The sequence below is a fragment of the Cytobacillus sp. ABV4_503 genome (genome assembly GCF_056158445.1).
The window spans coordinates 1,412,460-1,428,506 of the sequence record NZ_JBSWTH010000001.1; the positions used below are offsets into that span (position 1 = coordinate 1,412,460).

Here is a 16,047-nt window from a genome sequence, read left to right on the forward strand (position 1 = left end):
CTGATGTCTTCTACACGTCAGGATGCTTGGTCTCAAGATGAAGATTTGCTGCTTGCAGAAGTTGTGCTCCGACATATACGTGAAGGAGGAACTCAGCTTCAGGCATTTGAAGAAGTTGGCAAACAGTTAAGCAGAACCGCGGCTGCCTGCGGATTTCGCTGGAATTCCTATGTAAGAAAACAATATAAAACAGGAATTGAACTGGCAAAAAAACAGAGAAAAGAAATGAAGAAAAACCCGGAGGCTGTTCAAAGAGATCATGAGCTACCTGCTGTTCCAGAGGAAAAGACGGAAAAAAGAAATGAAAACTCAGTTCAGGCAATTAAAAGGACTATCGAGTTTGAGGAATTAGTCTCATTCCTGAAAGAGTTATATGAAAGTGCTCAGAAGCCTGCTGTCTCAGAAGATCCTTTTCCTAAAAAACGCATTCAGGAGCTTGAGAAGCAAATGTACTACCTGGCAGCGGAAAATGAAAAATTAATTAAAGAATTGAATACGATGGAGCAGGATTACAAAGCACTGGTAGAAATTATGGAAAGTGCAAGAAAGATTGTCGGTCTAAAAGACGGCACCCGCCACAAAAACTTGAATTTTACTGTGAATCCCGATATAAAGCCTGAAAAGGTGGAGAAATAGATAACGGTAAATAAATAGAAATAAGCGGACAAAATTAGTCCGCTTATTTAATGTCTTAGCTTTAGTGGACAGCAGCTTAATGGGTTTGTTCTTTAACTCCTGCCGGGAACCAGGCCAGCGGATTCTCACCCAAATCGCGTTCCATATCATAATGGACGGGTTCGAATCCCATTTTCTCCCAGAAAGCTTTCGATTTTACGCGTGGATTTGTTTTGATAGGAAGTCCAAACCCTTTGGAAAATTCTACAAGTGTCTGGCCATAGCCTTTGTTTTGATAGTCAGGCAGGACTTCAAGCTTCCACAACTCCAAATAATCCTGTGCGGGTTCGAAATATCGGTCGAATCTTGCTTCTATCTGGTAAAGGCTCATGCGTGCTACAAGCTTATCCCCAAAATAAATGCCGTAGAAAGGCGACTCGCTGTCATTTTCAATAATATTAGCTTCAAGGTCTTCAAGCATTGACAGCTCCTGCAGTCCATACTCTTTGAATTTCTTAAACTCTTCCAGTGTTTTATAATTTACTTTTAATTTTTCAACTTTATATTTCATAAAATTTCCCCCTTAGCCATAGATGTATAGGAATTCTGCTGATGTAACCGCTTTATAATGCCTTCCTGATAATTGAAAGTTTTTTTCTATATCTATTATTATATAACAAGTAAACAAAAAATTCTGCACATATGAAAAACTTAATATATTTTTAGTTTTTTTATAAAAATCAGAAAGCGTTTACAAAAACAGCAGGAAATAGGCAGAAGATTGTAGAAATATATATTATTGCAGGAATTACTACATTGAGAAAGGGGACAGATTGTGCGAAAAATTCTGATTGCCAACAGGGGAGAAATTGCTTTAAGAATAATAAAAACCTGCCGTGAAATGGGAATTGAGACTGTTGCTATATATTCTGATGCAGACAAAGACCTTCCGTTTGTTAAAGAAGCTACATATGCTTTCCGTATAGGTGAGCCGCCTGTTAATAAATCTTATTTAAAGACAGAAGCCATTCTGGAAATTGCAAAGAATGAAAATGTGGATGGAATTCATCCTGGATATGGATTTTTATCAGAAAACTCCGGCTTTGCAAGAGCTGTACTTGATGCAGGGATTGCTTTTATTGGACCAGATCCTGAAACCATTGAATTGATGGGGGATAAAATTGTATCCCGCAAAACTATGAAGGACGCGGGAGTACCGGTTGTCCCAGGAAGCGGAGAGGGAACATCCACACTTGAGGAAGCATGCAGTCTTGCAAATTCTATGGGCTATCCAGTCATGCTGAAGGCCAGTGGAGGAGGCGGAGGAATTGGAATGGTACGCTGCGAAAATGAGCAAGCGCTCACTAAGTCTTTCGACTCCACAAAAGCCCGCGCCAAAGCTTATTTTGGTTCTGATGAAGTATTTGTCGAAAAATATATAGAGAATGCCAGACATGTCGAAATACAGGTGTTTGGTGACCGTTATGGGAATATCGTACATTTATTTGAAAGAGATTGCTCTATTCAAAGAAGACATCAGAAAGTAGTGGAGGAATCACCATCACCTTTCCTTTCAGAGCAAACAAAACAAAAGATGTATGATACTGCTTTGACTGCAGCCAAAGCGGTCAATTATAAAAATGCCGGAACAATTGAATTTATTGTGGATGAGCAGGAGAACTTTTATTTTCTTGAAATGAACACAAGACTCCAGGTTGAACATCCCGTAACTGAACAAGTAACTGGGCTGGATCTTGTAGAGTGGCAGCTGCTTGCAGCAAGAGGTGAAAAGCTGCCGCTGCAGCAAAATAGCATTAAGCAGTCTGGCCATTCAATTGAATTTAGACTGTATGCTGAGGATCCCGTAAGCTTTATGCCTTCTCCTGGCAAATTGTCTAAATTTGAATGGACAGATTCTCCGCGAATACGCGTTGATTATGGATATGCTTCGAATACAGCAGTCAGCCCATTTTATGATCCAATGATCGCAAAATGCATTATATTTGGTCAAACAAGGGATGAAGCGATAGAAAATGCCTTGCAATTCTTTGATGGACTTAAAATTGAAGGCATTAAAACGAATGCACCTTTATTTAAAGAAATATTAAAAGACGAAGATTTCCGTAAAGGGAATTATTCTACATCATTTCTAGCGCAGAAGGCATTTGCCGTTAACTAAAAGGAGGAAATAACAATGAAAGAAATTACATCATCAATGGCAGGTACTGTATTGAATGTTTTGGTCGAAGCGGGTCAGGAGGTTAATGCAGGCCAGGAAGTATTAATGCTTGAATCAATGAAAATGGAGATTCCGGTTGAAAGCGAAGCTGCTGGAAAAGTAGCTGAAGTGAAGGTAAGCATAGGAGATTTTGTTAATGAAGGCGATGTGCTGATCGTATTCGAATAAAAGGGCTGGGACACGGATATCCAGTGACAGGGGGGCTTGCGCTGAGCAATCTTTGCACCGTGAAGCAATAAGCAAGTTTAACGAAGTATGGAAAATTCATATTTTAGGAGGATGGGAATGACCACTGCAAAGACATTAACTGAGACGCTGCAGGAAAGAAGCAGGGTAATAGAAGCTGGCGGACATCCAAAATATCATGAAAAGAATGAAGCCCAAAACAAACTCTTTGTCAGAAGACGGCTTGAACTTCTTTTTGATGACGGATTCTACGAGGAAGATGGCAAGTTTGCGAACTGCCAGGAAAGTGATCTTCCGGCAGATGGAGTTGTAACAGCAGTTGGAAGAATAAATGGCCAGACAGTTTGCGTAATGGCTAATGATTCCACAGTAAAAGCCGGTTCCTGGGGTGCGAGGACGGTTGAAAAGATCATCCGTATACAGGAAACAGCAGAGAAGTTAAAAGTTCCGATTCTTTACCTGGTTGACTCTGCCGGTGCCCGTATTACGGATCAGCTCGAGATGTTCCCGAATAGACGCGGAGCAGGCAGAATTTTTTATAACCAGGTAAAACTTTCAGGCATGGTACCGCAGATTTGTCTGCTTTTTGGACCCTCTGCTGCAGGCGGAGCTTATATCCCTGCGTTTTGTGATATCGTTGTTATGGTAGATCAAAATGCATCTATGTATTTGGGTTCGCCAAGGATGGCGGAAAAGGTTATAGGAGAGAAGGTTACCCTTGAAGAAATGGGCGGCGCCCGCATGCATTGTTCTGTCAGCGGCTGTGGTGATGTGCTTGCATATAGTGAAGAAGAGGCTATTGAATCAGCAAGAAGATATTTGGCGTACTTCCCTGCAAGCTTCAAAGAGAAATCAGTGAAGCTCGAGGCGGCAATGCCCAAATCCGGCCGCAGTCTTGAAGAAATTATCCCTAAAAATCAAAATGCCCCATTTGATATGTATGAGTGTATTGATTCCGTAATTGATGAAGGCAGCTTTTTTGAAATTAAGAAACTTTTTGCTGCGGAACTCATTACGGGACTTGCTCGGATAGGGGGGAGGCCTGTAGGGATTATTGCCAACCAGCCAAAAGTTAAAGGCGGGGTTTTATTTGTAGATTCCGCTGATAAAGCCGCGAAATTTATTCAGCTTTGTGATGCTTTCCATATTCCGCTATTATTCCTTGCAGATGTCCCTGGATTTATGATTGGGACTAAGGTTGAAAGAGCGGGGATTATCCGGCATGGTGCCAAGCTTATTGCTGCGATGAGTTCTGCAACAGTGCCGAAAATTTCAGTTGTCGTCAGAAAGGCATATGGAGCCGGATTGTATGCTATGGCCGGGCCAGCGTTCGAACCTGATTGCTGTATAGCCCTGCCTACAGCACAAATCGCTGTAATGGGTCCTGAAGCAGCAGTAAATGCGGTTTATTCCAATAAAATCAATGCGATTGAAGACCCGAAAGAAAAGGTTAAATATGTACAGGAAAAACAGCAGGAATATAAAGAAACAATTGATATCTATAAGCTTGCCTCAGAATTAATTGTTGACGATATTGTTGCACCTCAGGAATTAAGAAATGTTTTAATTAACCGTTTTAATCTGTATGAGACTAAAGAATTGACATTCAGCGTTCGCAAACATCCAGTTTATCCAGTTTAATACTTTATCCTTTAAAAAAATCCCTTTTTCGATTTTCGAAAAAGGGATTTTTTTAAAGGATTTATCTGATGAAAAATGGAATTAAGAAAATATATATTGGAATTAATAATTAAAACATTCCATTTTACCCATGAATTTATCTTAATTTGTTAAAATATGCTTAAAAAGTAAAAATGGTGGAGTCAGTTATGAGAATAGCTATTATCGGAGGAGGCGCCATTGGCCTTCTGTTTGCTCATTATTTGAATGAAAATCATGAAGTCCGTGTTTATATTAGAAGAAATAGTCAATTGCAAAAGCTGCGCATTAATGGACTTACAATCGAGAGAAAAGGCATTCGCAGTAATGCCCCCGTCAAGGTATGCCATTTTAAAGCATGGAAGGGGGAAGAGGATTTAACAATCATTGCGGTTAAGCAATACAGCATTCCTGAAGTTGTAAAGGAATTATTGGAAATGAATACCAGTCAGTCTGGATCATTTTTGTTTTTGCAAAATGGCATGGGGCATTTGAAGTGGGCTGAAATGCTTGAAGCGGAAAATCTTTATGTGGGCAGTGTAGAGCATGGAGCTTTAAAGTCAGAGCCTGACACAGTGCGGCATACTGGGATTGGGGTCACCAAAGTGGCTGCTTTAAAGGGGGATGTGGATCTATTATCGAAAATATCCGATTCGGCATCTAGTTATTTTCCTTTTAAATTTGTCGGGGATTACAAAGAAATGCTAATTGAAAAATTAATCGTAAACTGTGTTATAAATCCTCTTACAGCAGTTCTCCGTGTGAGAAATGGTGAGCTCTTAGCAAATAAATATTATCATCAGCTATTTTTGAAGTTATTTGACGAGGTAAGTGCCATATTAGATATTCCTGATAAAGCAGGTGCTCTAACCCATGTGAAAAGTGTTTGTGAGGAAACAGGGATGAACAGATCCTCAATGCTTAAGGATATCGAAGAAGGCAGAGAAACAGAGATAGATGCTATTTTAGGATATATCCTGGAGAAAGCTGAGAAGAAGAAGATGTCTGCTCCATATTCTGAAAGTCTTTATTGTCAGATCAAAGGCAGGGAGAAAAGGGGGAAATGAGTTGAACACTGTGTTCTCAAGCCTAATTGCAACATTGGTGACCATACCGCTGCTCGGATATCTGGCTGTTTTTATTATCAGCAAACAAATTACTAAAAAACACAAAAGATCTGTCCATATTGCCCTGGATGTCAGCACATTATTATTAATTATGGCGGTTCACTATCTAATTATCGTAATCTGGGATAAATCCTATTTGTGGATGATAGTCCTATCCCTGCTGATTACAGCGGTCACTTTTATTATTATGCATTGGAGAATTAAGCAGGAAATCAATCTGCGTGTCTTATTCAAAGGATTCTGGAGATTCAATTTTTTACTCTTTTTCACCGCTTATATAGTTCTGATATTCATAGGGCTTGTTCAAAGGGTAACTTCTGTTGTCTTTATTCCATAGTAAGCATTCTGAGAACATAATTATTTTACATTTAGAATTAAAGCATTTAGGTAAGCAAAGTTTTTTTATTTTCATTTAAGACAATGCTATACTCATAAGATGAAAATTAAAATTGATCAGCTATGAGAAAGGAAGTTCATTAATGGAGATTCTTAATCTCTCATTGCCGGCAACAAACCGGTTTGCAACAGATTATATAGCACAAACAGAAGAAATTATGCAGTTTTTTCATTATCGTTATAATTCCGACTCTGATTATAAAGCACGATTAGCTGAACTGAGGGGCCGGTCGTTTATGAGAAATGAACTTTCTCAATATATTGGAGAGTTTATGGATCAATTTCCTTCTTCCCCTGCTGTTCATGACTCGCTTAAGAAGCTAAAGCAGGAAAATAGTGCAGTGATAATCGGAGGGCAGCAAGCAGGAATTCTGACGGGACCTCTTTACACTATACATAAAATCATCTCAATCATAAATCTTGCAAAGCAGCAGGAAAGTGAGCAGGGAATCCCGGTTGTTCCTGTATTCTGGATTGCTGGGGAAGATCATGACTATCACGAAGTAAATCATATTTTCATCGAGAAGAATAATAAAATGGAAAAAAAGACATATCCTGAAAAAGTTTTAGAGAAGAAGATGGTTTCAAATATCCCTTTGAACCGTGAAAAGTGCAGGGAATGGGTGAGAGACATCATTGAGACTTTCGGAGAGACAAAACACACAAAAAATCTCGTTCTGCGATTAGAAGAAATTATTTCGCATTCTCAAACCTATGTGGAGTTCTTTGCCGGCATAATTATGCATTTATTTAAAGAATCAGGGCTTCTTCTGATTGATTCCGGTGACTCAAAGCTTCGCAGACTTGAAAGCAGCATTTTTGGCAAACAAATCAAAGGTTTTGAATATATTACAAAACGTGTGAAAAGCCAGCAGCAGAATTTAGAGAATTCAGGCTTTCCAAATGCCATTGACTTAAGTGAAAATGCTGCCAACCTATTTTATTATGACGAAAAGCATAAAGAAAGAATTCTTTTGGAGTTCAATCAGGAGAAAAAGGTATTTACGGGTAAGGAACACACTCATGAGTTCACAATGAATGAGCTTCTGGAGATTGCAGAAAACCATCCCGAACGACTGAGCAATAATGTGGTGACGAGGCCCATCACACAGGAATGCCTGTTTCCGGTTCTTTCCTTTATAGCCGGGCCTGGCGAAATTGCCTATTGGGCTGAACTAAAAATGGCATTTGAATGGTTTGGAATGAAAATGCCTCCTATTATGCCCCGTTTAAATATCACAATCTTAGAACGTTCTGTGGAAAGTGATTTGCTGGAATTAGGACTTGATTTGCAGGGCGTGCTTGTATCTGGTACGGAATCAGTTAAAGATGAGTATATGAGGAGTATTAAAAATGAAAGCATAGAAGCTCATTTCCGAAAAACAAAAGCTCAAGTAAAACAAAACTATGAGCTAATCGAAGAGCTTACTATGAAAGAGGTTCACGCCCTACTGCCAATGTTAAAGAAAAATGAAGATCTTTTAATAAGGCAGATGGATTTCATGGAGAATAAAATCCAGAAATCCATCCAGCAAAAACATGATGTAATCATTAAGAAATATGAAAAAGCTGAAAACTCCCTGAGACCGGGTGGAGTTCCTCAGGAGAGAGTTTGGAATGTCCTCTATTACCTTAATAAATATGGGATGGATTTCCTTGAAGAATTTATTGATTACTCCTTTCGTTTTGATGGGACACACAAAGTCATAAAAATTTAATATTCGCCATTATTCTTCGGACCTTTTCCATGCGGATGAGGTCTTTTTTTTGATAGAAAAGGGGTGAATTCCCTTTATCTCCTGACTATTTCCCCACATAAAAATTCTGTGAAAAAACAGTAAAGACTTTAAAGAAAATGTAATAAAAAGACGAACGATAAATGGGGGAATACCTTATGGGAAGCAGGATTTTATATGAAGTGGTAGAATAATTAAAAACATGTGGAGGAAAGTGGGGGATTGTGGTACATTTGAGTTAGAAAGTGGGTGCAGTGGGTATGTTCATGGGTGAGTTCCATCACAACGTTGATAATAAAGGCCGTCTCATCGTGCCAGCCAAGTTTCGTGATAACTTGGGTGAAACATTTGTTTTGACACGAGGACTTGATCAATGTTTGTTTGGCTATCCCATGGATGAGTGGAGGCAGCTTGAAGAAAAATTAAAGGGCCTTCCGCTGACCAAAAAAGATGCCCGTGCATTTACCCGTTTTTTCTTTTCAGGTGCCACTGAATGTGAAATTGACAAACAAGGAAGAATAAATATTGCTTCCCCGCTTCTGCAATATGCAAAATTGGAAAAAGAATGTGTAGTGCTGGGCGTTTCCAATCGGATCGAGATATGGAGCAAAAATCTTTGGGAAGATTATTTTGCAGAATCAGAGGAATCTTTTTCTGATATTGCGGAAAACATGATTGGGTTTGATATATAATGGGAATGTTTTATTAATATAATTTCCCATGATACAAAGATATTTGTTTAGCTCCAGATGCCTATTATGCGTCTCGTGCTTTTCGGATTGGAAAGGTGGATTCATACAACAATGTTTGAACATACAACAGTGCTATTAAAAGAAACAGTAGAAGGCTTAAATATCCATCCTGATGGAGTGTATGTGGATTGTACACTGGGCGGCGCAGGCCACAGTGAATTAATTCTTTCCCAGCTGTCTGAAAAGGGAAAGCTGTACGCATTTGACCAGGATGACACAGCCATTGCTCACGCAAAGGAAAGACTGGCGGAATATGGTGACAGAATTACGATCATCAAAAGTAATTTCAAGTATCTGCAGGAAGAGCTTTCAAATCTTGGTGTATCAAAAGTAGATGGTGTTTTATATGATCTTGGTGTTTCATCACCTCAATTGGATACACCTGAAAGAGGTTTCAGCTATCATAATGATGCCCCGCTTGATATGAGAATGGATACAGGCGCTGACATTTCCGCTTATGATGTGGTAAACAGCTGGGAATATGGTGAACTTGTGAAGATCTTCTTCAGATATGGAGAAGAAAAATTCTCGAAGCAAATTGCGAGGAAGATTGAAGCGGCCAGGGAAGTTTCCCCGATAGAAACAACAGGCCAGCTGGTTGAACTGATTAAAGAGGCAATACCTGCTCCTGCCAGACGAAAAGGCGGACATCCCGCCAAACGTGTATTTCAGGCCATTAGAATAGCTGTTAATGATGAACTCGGTGTATTTGAGGACTCTCTGCACCAGGCTATTGACATATTAAATCCCAATGGAAGAATCAGCGTGATCACGTTTCATTCATTGGAGGACCGGATTTGCAAAGCTGCCTTTAAAAAAGCCAGTGAAACACCAAATCTGCCTCCCGGCCTCCCGATTATTCCAGATGAATATAAACCAATCCTAAAGCTTATTAACAGAAAGCCGATTCTGCCATCAGAAGAAGAGCTGGAACACAATAATCGTGCAAGGTCCGCTAAACTGAGAATAGCAGAAAAGCTTTAAGTAAATACCTATACCGCAGCAGACCATAAATAAAAAATTACAGGAGGGGAATTATGAGCAATTTAGCCCGAAAAATTCAGGAAGAAAAACAATTTGATGTGCAAACCCAGCCCGTCCAGGCCCCCAAAAAATTAAAATCAAAAAAGTCATGGCTTTCCCCCGGGGAAAAAATACTGGGACTGGCTTTTACTGGTATTGTATGTTTTGGTGCAGTGCAAATGGTCTCAAATCAGGCAGCCATCTACGAAGTGAATAAAGAAATTCAGCAAACAGAGGAAGCAATTCAAACGCAGAATAAAGTGAATACAGATCTGAAAATGCAAGTGAGCGAATTAAGTACATACGAGCGCATTAAAGCAAAAGCTGAGGAAATGGGACTTAAATTCAGCGGAAATAATGTCAAGGTCGTGGAAGATTAATGAAGAAACAGCCAAATATCAATTTTGGAGCAGCGATATTATTTTTAATATTCAGCCTGCTCTTTTTTGTATTAATTTTCCGCTTTGTTTCCATTCAGGTTACAGGTGAAGCAGCGGGACATGCACTTGCAGCAAAAGCTCAGCAAAAATATGAACGGGAAAAGACAATTCAAGCCAAAAGGGGTACTATTTATGACCGCAATGGTGAAGTCATTGCCGAGGATACTATTTCCTACAAGCTTGTAGCAATCCTCGATAAAAGCATGAAACCGGATTATGTGAAAGACCCTGAAAAAACAGCAGCGGCGCTTTCAAAAGCTATTGATCTGGAAGAGTCGGAGATATATAGGATCCTAACGAAGAAAACAAAAGATGGGGAAACACCATTCCAGGTGGAATTTGGTAAAGAGGGTCGCGATCTTCCTTTAAAGACTAAAAGAGAAATTGAAGATTTAAAATTACCGGGGATTACATTCATAACTGATTCAAAACGGTTCTACCCGAATGGGGTCTTCGCCTCACATTTAGTCGGATATGTAGAAAAGAAAAAATCGAAGACAAATAAAACCGATACAGTAGGGATGCTGGGCCTTGAACAGAGCTTGAATGATGTGCTCACAGGAAAAGATGGAATGTTCAGCTACGAAAGTGATATATGGGGCTATCTCCTCCCGAATGGAGATCAAAAAATCCAGCCTGCTCAAAATGGTAAAGATGTGTATTTGACAATCGATAAAAAGATCCAGACTTTCCTCGAAGATTCCATGAATAAAGTAGACGAAGAGTATAAGCCGAAAAAGATGGTTGCCGTAGTCGCGGATGCCAAAACGGGCGAGATTCTGGCAATGGGACAGAGGCCATCCTTCCATCCGAAAACAAAAGAAGGCATTGAAGATACGTGGCATAATGAAGTGATCGAAAATTCATTTGAGCCTGGCTCCACGATGAAGATCTTTACTTTGGCTGCAGCCATTGAGGAAGGAAAATTTGATCCGAATGAATGGTATAAATCAGGAAGTTATAAAGTAACAGAAAACTCACCAGCTATACGCGATCATAACCAGGGACGGGGCTGGGGGTCCATTACTTACCTTGAAGGCGTTCAGCGTTCGTCGAACGTGGCTTTCGCGAAAATAGTTAAAGAGAAGCTTGGTTATGAAAAATACAGGGAATATATAACAAAGTTTGGATTTGAAAATCCAACTGGAATTGACCTGCCGAATGAAACAGGCGGAAAAATCGCTTACGAGTGGCCGCTTGATAAGGTAACGACCGGATTCGGGCAAGGTTCTGCCATTACGCCGATTCAGCAGGTACAGGCAGCTACTGCCATTGCAAATGACGGCAAAATGATGGAGCCTCATGTGATCAGCAGTATTGTTGATGCTGATAAAAATGAAGTCTTAAAAAAAACAAAGCCGGAAGTGAAGGGGAATCCAATCTCGGCAGAAACGGCTAAGAAAACAAGGGATATCCTGGAAACGGTGGTATCTTCCGAAAATGGAACGGGCTACAAAAGGTATAATATTGAGGGCTATGAGGTTGCCGGAAAAACGGGGACTGCTCAAATCCCTGACCCAAATGGCGGAGGATATTTAACGGGACATGAAAATTTTATCTTCTCCTTTTTAGGCATGGCTCCAAAAGATGATCCTGAGCTGATCATCTATGTAGCGGTCCAGCAGCCGGATATTGACCTCAGTACAAACGGTGCTGAGCCGGTTTCCAAGATTTTTACTCCTGTGATGAAAAGCAGTCTTCAATATTTAAATATTGAGCCGGCAAAGGAACTGAAGGCAAACTCTGAACAAGCACCTGAAGTGGAAGGCAAAACAATTGAGGAAGCAAAAGCAGAATTGAAAAAATCCGGTTTCGAAGCTATTGTACTGGGAAAGGGAAGCAAGGTTGAAAGACAGGTCCCTGGAAATATGTACAATTTGCTGGAAGGAGAACGTGTAATCTTAAAAACGGAAGGCGAGTTAACGGTGCCTGAAATGAATGGATGGTCGCTTAGGGACGTTATGAAGGTGGCAAAGCTTGCTGACTTAAAGCTGAATACTGTAGGAAGCGGATATGTGGTGAAACAAAATCTGAAGGCTGGTTCTGCACTCAGGGAAGGTGACTATTTAATCGTAGAACTTGAGCCGCCTGCAGAGAAATACAATGAGGAAAACTTAGAATCAGAAGAGCAGAAGGATGAAGAGGAAGCAGTGCTGGATTAATTTAGAACGTACTGCCGGATGAGCGGCAGTGCGTTCTATTCATTTATGTACAAGCATATATTGGAACGAGCCATAATCTAAGGAGGTTCGTCCGTACATGCGTGTTTCAAATGTAACCGTTCGAAAACGGCTGACTGCAGCGTTGTTTGTTGGTATTCTCGTTTTTTTTATTATTGATTTGCGTCTTGGATATGTTCAATTCTTTCTGGGCAATTTGCTTACAGATGGCGCAAAGGAACTGTGGAGCAGAGACATCCCTTTCGAACCGGAAAGAGGGGAAATCGTCGACCGCAACGGTGTTCCGCTGGCTACGAATGTCAGTGCCCCAACTGTCTATGTTGTCCCCAGGCAAATAAAAGATCCTGGGGATGCTGCAGAGAAATTGGCTGCAGTGCTGAATATGTCAAAAGAAAAAGCTTACCAGCTTATCACAAAAAGAGCATCAAGTGTGAAAATCCCTGAAGGCCGAAAGATTTCCCATGAAAAAGCGAAAGAAATCCGTGCCCTGGAAATTGAAGGCATATATATCGGAGAAGATTCAAAACGCCATTATCCTTTCGGGAATTATCTCTCGCATGTTTTGGGATTTTCGGGAATTGATAATCAGGGTCTTATGGGTCTTGAATTATATTATGATGAAGAACTAAAGGGAAAAAAAGGATCTGTTAAGTTTTATGCGAATGCAAAGGGTGAACGGATGAACGATATGGCGGATGACTACAAGCCGCCAGTTGATGGAATGGATTTAAAGCTCACCATTGATTCCAAGATTCAGACAATCGTAGAAAGGGAGCTTGATATTGCCCAGGCTGAATACAACCCTGATGGAATAATAGCAATTGCCATGAATCCGAATAATGGAGAAGTTCTTGCCATGGCCAGCAGGCCCGATTTTGACCCTGCAAATTTCAGGAATGTACCCCCGGAAATTTACAACCGCAACCTGCCAATCTGGAGTACATACGAGCCTGGTTCTACATTCAAAATTATCACTCTGGCAGCTGCGTTAGAAGAGGGAAAGGTAGACTTGGAAAAGGATCATTTCCACGACCCGGGGTCTGTTGAAGTTGGCGGTGCCAGATTAAGATGCTGGAAAAAGGGAGGCCATGGCAGCCAGACTTATCTGGAAGTAGTCCAGAATTCCTGTAACCCTGGTTTTGTAGAGCTGGGTGAGCGATTAGGCAAAGAAAAACTGTTTAAATATATCCGCGACTTTGGGTTCGGCGAAAAGACCGGTATCGACCTGCAGGGCGAAGGGAAAGGGATTCTATTTAACCTCGATCGGGTTGGTCCTGTTGAGCAGGCAACTACTGCTTTTGGACAGGGAGTTTCCGTTACCCCGATTCAGCAGGTAGCAGCCATTTCGGCAGCCGTTAATGGCGGAACACTATATACCCCTTATATAGCCAAAGAGCTTATTAATCCTGCTACCGGGGAAATATTGATGAAAAAATCACCTGATGCAAAGAGAAAAGTAATCTCAAAGGAAACATCAGATGAAATCCGAAAAGCGCTGGAATCAGTTGTAGCAAAAGGATCAGGAAAAAAGGCTTTTGTAGACGGGTACCGAGTAGGCGGTAAAACTGGGACTGCACAAAAAGCGCAAAATGGCCGGTACCTGGAAAATAACCATATTGTATCATTTATAGGATTCGCACCTGCTGATGATCCGCAGCTTGTTGTTTATGTGGCTGTGGATAATCCAAAAGGAACTGTTCAATTTGGCGGCGTAGTTGCTGCACCTATTGTAGGGGAGATCATGGGGGACAGCTTGCGGGCAATGGGAGTAAAGCCGCGGAAAAATCAAATTGAAAAAGAGCTTACATGGATGGATTCCCCAATGATAGAAGTTCCTGATATGGTCGGTCTGACAAAGAAGGATCTGGGTGAGCTCTACCTTAACCTGAAAATTGATGCGAGCGGCACAGGAAATACAGTGGTCAAGCAAACGCCTCAGCCTGGCATCAAGCTAAAAGAAGGGTCAACGATCCGGTTGTATTTTGACGACAAATAAGAATAGAACTGAGGGCGGCATGATCCTGCGCCGCCTGAATTTTTTTTGTTTGTAAGGAAACCGCAACATACTTTCTGGGTTTAGGTTCTATATATTAAATAGCTAAATAAGCAATTATCATGTACAATATATATCGCCATCATTTAGAATATTAGTTTGGGGATTTAAAAATGAATATGGCCAGAATCATTAAAAAGGATTAGATTTTTTTGTTTAACACGAGAGGATTGGTAGAAATGGAATTACATAAATTGCTGCGATTTTTGCAGCCTTATATGACTTATAAAGGGGAAAACCCGGAAATTACAGCAATTGTTAACGATAACAGGAAAGTTACACCTGGAAGTCTGTTTGTTTGTATTGAGGGGTATACGGTGGATGGCCATGACTTTGCGGCTTCTGCAGCAGAAAAAGGTGCTGCAGCTGTCATTTCCCAAAGAGAATTGGATTTGGATATCCCAGTTATAGTGGTAAAGAATACAAAACGGGCCATGGCCGTGCTGGCTGATGCTTTTTATGGACAGCCGAGCAAGCAGCTTCATTTAATTGGCATAACAGGCACGAATGGCAAAACAACAACAAGCCATTTAATAGAGAAGATACTTGCCGATGCAGGAAGGCAAACAGGCTTAATTGGCACGATGTATACGAAGATTGCCGATGAAACCTTTGAAGTGAAAAATACCACTCCTGAAAGTTTGACTCTGCAAAGTACATTTAGAAAAATGGCAGATGCAGGTGTAGATTCAGCCGTAATGGAAGTGTCTTCGCATGCACTTGTTGAAGGGCGTGTTCATGGCTGTGATTTTAATATAGCCGTATTTACAAACCTGACTCAGGATCATCTGGATTATCATAAAACAATGGATGAATATAGGAGAGCAAAAGGGCTGCTTTTTGCCCAGCTCGGAAGCGCCTATAATCATGGGGAGCCTAAGTATGCCATATTAAATTCAGATGACCCCGCTTCTGCAGAATATGAAAAATCTACGGCTGCTCATGTCATAACCTATGGGATTGATCAGGAAGCTGACATTCGGGCCATTAATATTCAGATGACTGCTGGCGGTACGGAATTTGACTTGATCTCTCCATTCGGGAAGCATAAAGTTTCTCTTAAAATGATAGGCAAGTTCAGCATCTATAATGTTCTTGCCAGTATAGGTGCAGGAATTGCTTCAGGAATATCAATCTCGCAAATCATCAAATCTGCTGAAGAAGTTAAAGGTGTAGCAGGCAGATTTGAAACCGTTGATGCAGGTCAGGATTTTTCTGTGATTGTTGATTATTCACATACTCCCGACAGCCTGAAAAATGCTTTGGAAACAGTAAAGCAATTTGCCCAGAAACGCATTTTTGCCATCGTAGGATGCGGCGGAGACAGAGACAGGTCCAAGCGGCCGCTAATGGCTGAAATTGCATGCCAGTACAGTACAGACCCGATCTTTACTTCTGATAATCCCCGAAGTGAAGACCCAATCCAAATCCTTAGGGATATGGAAGAGGGAGCAAAAGGTGAAAGTTATAAAACAATCGCCGATCGAAAAGAGGCCATTCACTATGCCGTGAAAAATGCCAGTAAAGGAGACGTTATTTTAATAGCTGGCAAGGGCCATGAGACATATCAGCAGGTAGGGAACCAGGTTTTCGACTTTGATGACCGTCTTGTCGCAAAAGAGGCTATAGAGGAGCGATAAA

Annotated in this window: 14 protein-coding genes; 13 read left to right on the forward strand and 1 reads right to left on the reverse strand. The window is 40.8% G+C overall.

Annotated elements, in window-relative coordinates; genetic code table 11:
* Positions 1–3: 3 nt before the first annotated feature.
* A complete protein-coding gene (locus ACXAD1_RS07240) occupies positions 4–636 on the forward strand; it encodes an RsfA family transcriptional regulator (protein ID WP_206836100.1) in 633 nt (210 codons plus the stop codon).
* Between the two features lie 76 nt (positions 637–712).
* On the opposite strand, the gene ACXAD1_RS07245 is transcribed toward ACXAD1_RS07240, so the two are convergent.
* Positions 713–1,186, reverse strand: a complete 474-nt coding sequence (locus tag ACXAD1_RS07245) for an N-acetyltransferase (protein WP_206836102.1) — start codon at positions 1,184–1,186, stop codon at positions 713–715.
* A gap of 264 nt (positions 1,187–1,450) precedes the next feature.
* On the opposite strand from ACXAD1_RS07245, the gene ACXAD1_RS07250 reads away from it, so the two are divergent.
* From ACXAD1_RS07250 to ACXAD1_RS07305, 12 genes are all read left to right on the forward strand, one after another.
* Positions 1,451–2,794, forward strand: a complete 1,344-nt coding sequence (locus ACXAD1_RS07250) for an acetyl-CoA carboxylase biotin carboxylase subunit (protein ID WP_206836105.1) — start codon at positions 1,451–1,453, stop codon at positions 2,792–2,794.
* Between the two features lie 15 nt (positions 2,795–2,809).
* The gene (locus ACXAD1_RS07255) at positions 2,810–3,022 is read left to right on the forward strand and encodes an acetyl-CoA carboxylase biotin carboxyl carrier protein subunit (RefSeq protein ID WP_009330910.1); all 213 of its coding nucleotides are present in this window, start codon (positions 2,810–2,812) and stop codon (positions 3,020–3,022) included.
* Between the two features lie 117 nt (positions 3,023–3,139).
* The gene (locus ACXAD1_RS07260) at positions 3,140–4,681 is read left to right on the forward strand and encodes an acyl-CoA carboxylase subunit beta (RefSeq protein ID WP_206836108.1); all 1,542 of its coding nucleotides are present in this window, start codon (positions 3,140–3,142) and stop codon (positions 4,679–4,681) included.
* A gap of 188 nt (positions 4,682–4,869) precedes the next feature.
* Positions 4,870–5,766, forward strand: coding sequence for a 2-dehydropantoate 2-reductase (locus tag ACXAD1_RS07265; protein WP_474909734.1), 897 nt, complete (start codon positions 4,870–4,872; stop codon positions 5,764–5,766).
* Between the two features lie 10 nt (positions 5,767–5,776).
* Positions 5,777–6,163 carry a DUF3397 domain-containing protein gene (locus ACXAD1_RS07270; protein WP_312886137.1) on the forward strand — a complete coding sequence of 129 codons (387 nt, stop codon included), beginning with the start codon at positions 5,777–5,779 and terminating at the stop codon, positions 6,161–6,163.
* A 142-nt stretch (positions 6,164–6,305) separates the two neighbouring features.
* Complete coding sequence (bshC, locus tag ACXAD1_RS07275; protein WP_206836117.1) at positions 6,306–7,940, forward strand: bacillithiol biosynthesis cysteine-adding enzyme BshC; 1,635 nt, start codon at positions 6,306–6,308, stop codon at positions 7,938–7,940.
* Positions 7,941–8,218: 278 nt separating this feature from the next.
* Entirely contained in the window at positions 8,219–8,650 is a 432-nt protein-coding gene (mraZ, locus tag ACXAD1_RS07280) for a division/cell wall cluster transcriptional repressor MraZ (RefSeq protein WP_206836120.1), read from the forward strand.
* A 111-nt stretch (positions 8,651–8,761) separates the two neighbouring features.
* The gene (rsmH, locus tag ACXAD1_RS07285; RefSeq protein ID WP_370225081.1) at positions 8,762–9,694 is read left to right on the forward strand and encodes a 16S rRNA (cytosine(1402)-N(4))-methyltransferase RsmH; all 933 of its coding nucleotides are present in this window, start codon (positions 8,762–8,764) and stop codon (positions 9,692–9,694) included.
* A gap of 53 nt (positions 9,695–9,747) precedes the next feature.
* Complete coding sequence (gene ftsL / locus ACXAD1_RS07290) at positions 9,748–10,113, forward strand: cell division protein FtsL (protein WP_206836127.1); 366 nt, start codon at positions 9,748–9,750, stop codon at positions 10,111–10,113.
* Positions 10,113–12,335 carry a penicillin-binding protein gene (locus ACXAD1_RS07295; RefSeq protein ID WP_206836129.1) on the forward strand — a complete coding sequence of 741 codons (2,223 nt, stop codon included), beginning with the start codon at positions 10,113–10,115 and terminating at the stop codon, positions 12,333–12,335. The genes ftsL and ACXAD1_RS07295 overlap by 1 nt, the downstream gene beginning before the upstream one ends.
* 97 nt (positions 12,336–12,432) lie before the next feature.
* Positions 12,433–14,349: a stage V sporulation protein D gene (locus ACXAD1_RS07300; protein WP_206836132.1), complete on the forward strand. Its 1,917-nt coding sequence runs from the start codon at positions 12,433–12,435 to the stop codon at positions 14,347–14,349.
* A gap of 236 nt (positions 14,350–14,585) precedes the next feature.
* The gene (locus tag ACXAD1_RS07305) at positions 14,586–16,046 is read left to right on the forward strand and encodes a UDP-N-acetylmuramoyl-L-alanyl-D-glutamate--2,6-diaminopimelate ligase (protein WP_474909735.1); all 1,461 of its coding nucleotides are present in this window, start codon (positions 14,586–14,588) and stop codon (positions 16,044–16,046) included.
* Position 16,047 lies beyond the last annotated feature (1 nt).

Coding starts and splice junctions, on each gene's coding strand:
- ACXAD1_RS07245 (WP_206836102.1), bottom strand. CDS start 1,186: ATGAAATATAAAGTTGAAAAATTAAAAGTAAATTATAAAACACTGGAA.
- ACXAD1_RS07265 (WP_474909734.1), top strand. CDS start 4,870: ATGAGAATAGCTATTATCGGAGGAGGCGCCATTGGCCTTCTGTTTGCT.
- mraZ (WP_206836120.1), top strand. CDS start 8,219: ATGTTCATGGGTGAGTTCCATCACAACGTTGATAATAAAGGCCGTCTC.
- ACXAD1_RS07240 (WP_206836100.1), top strand. CDS start 4: ATGTCTTCTACACGTCAGGATGCTTGGTCTCAAGATGAAGATTTGCTG.
- rsmH (WP_370225081.1), top strand. CDS start 8,762: ATGTTTGAACATACAACAGTGCTATTAAAAGAAACAGTAGAAGGCTTA.
- ACXAD1_RS07305 (WP_474909735.1), top strand. CDS start 14,586: ATGGAATTACATAAATTGCTGCGATTTTTGCAGCCTTATATGACTTAT.
- ACXAD1_RS07255 (WP_009330910.1), top strand. CDS start 2,810: ATGAAAGAAATTACATCATCAATGGCAGGTACTGTATTGAATGTTTTG.
- ACXAD1_RS07295 (WP_206836129.1), top strand. CDS start 10,113: ATGAAGAAACAGCCAAATATCAATTTTGGAGCAGCGATATTATTTTTA.
- ACXAD1_RS07260 (WP_206836108.1), top strand. CDS start 3,140: ATGACCACTGCAAAGACATTAACTGAGACGCTGCAGGAAAGAAGCAGG.
- bshC (WP_206836117.1), top strand. CDS start 6,306: ATGGAGATTCTTAATCTCTCATTGCCGGCAACAAACCGGTTTGCAACA.
- ACXAD1_RS07300 (WP_206836132.1), top strand. CDS start 12,433: ATGCGTGTTTCAAATGTAACCGTTCGAAAACGGCTGACTGCAGCGTTG.
- ftsL (WP_206836127.1), top strand. CDS start 9,748: ATGAGCAATTTAGCCCGAAAAATTCAGGAAGAAAAACAATTTGATGTG.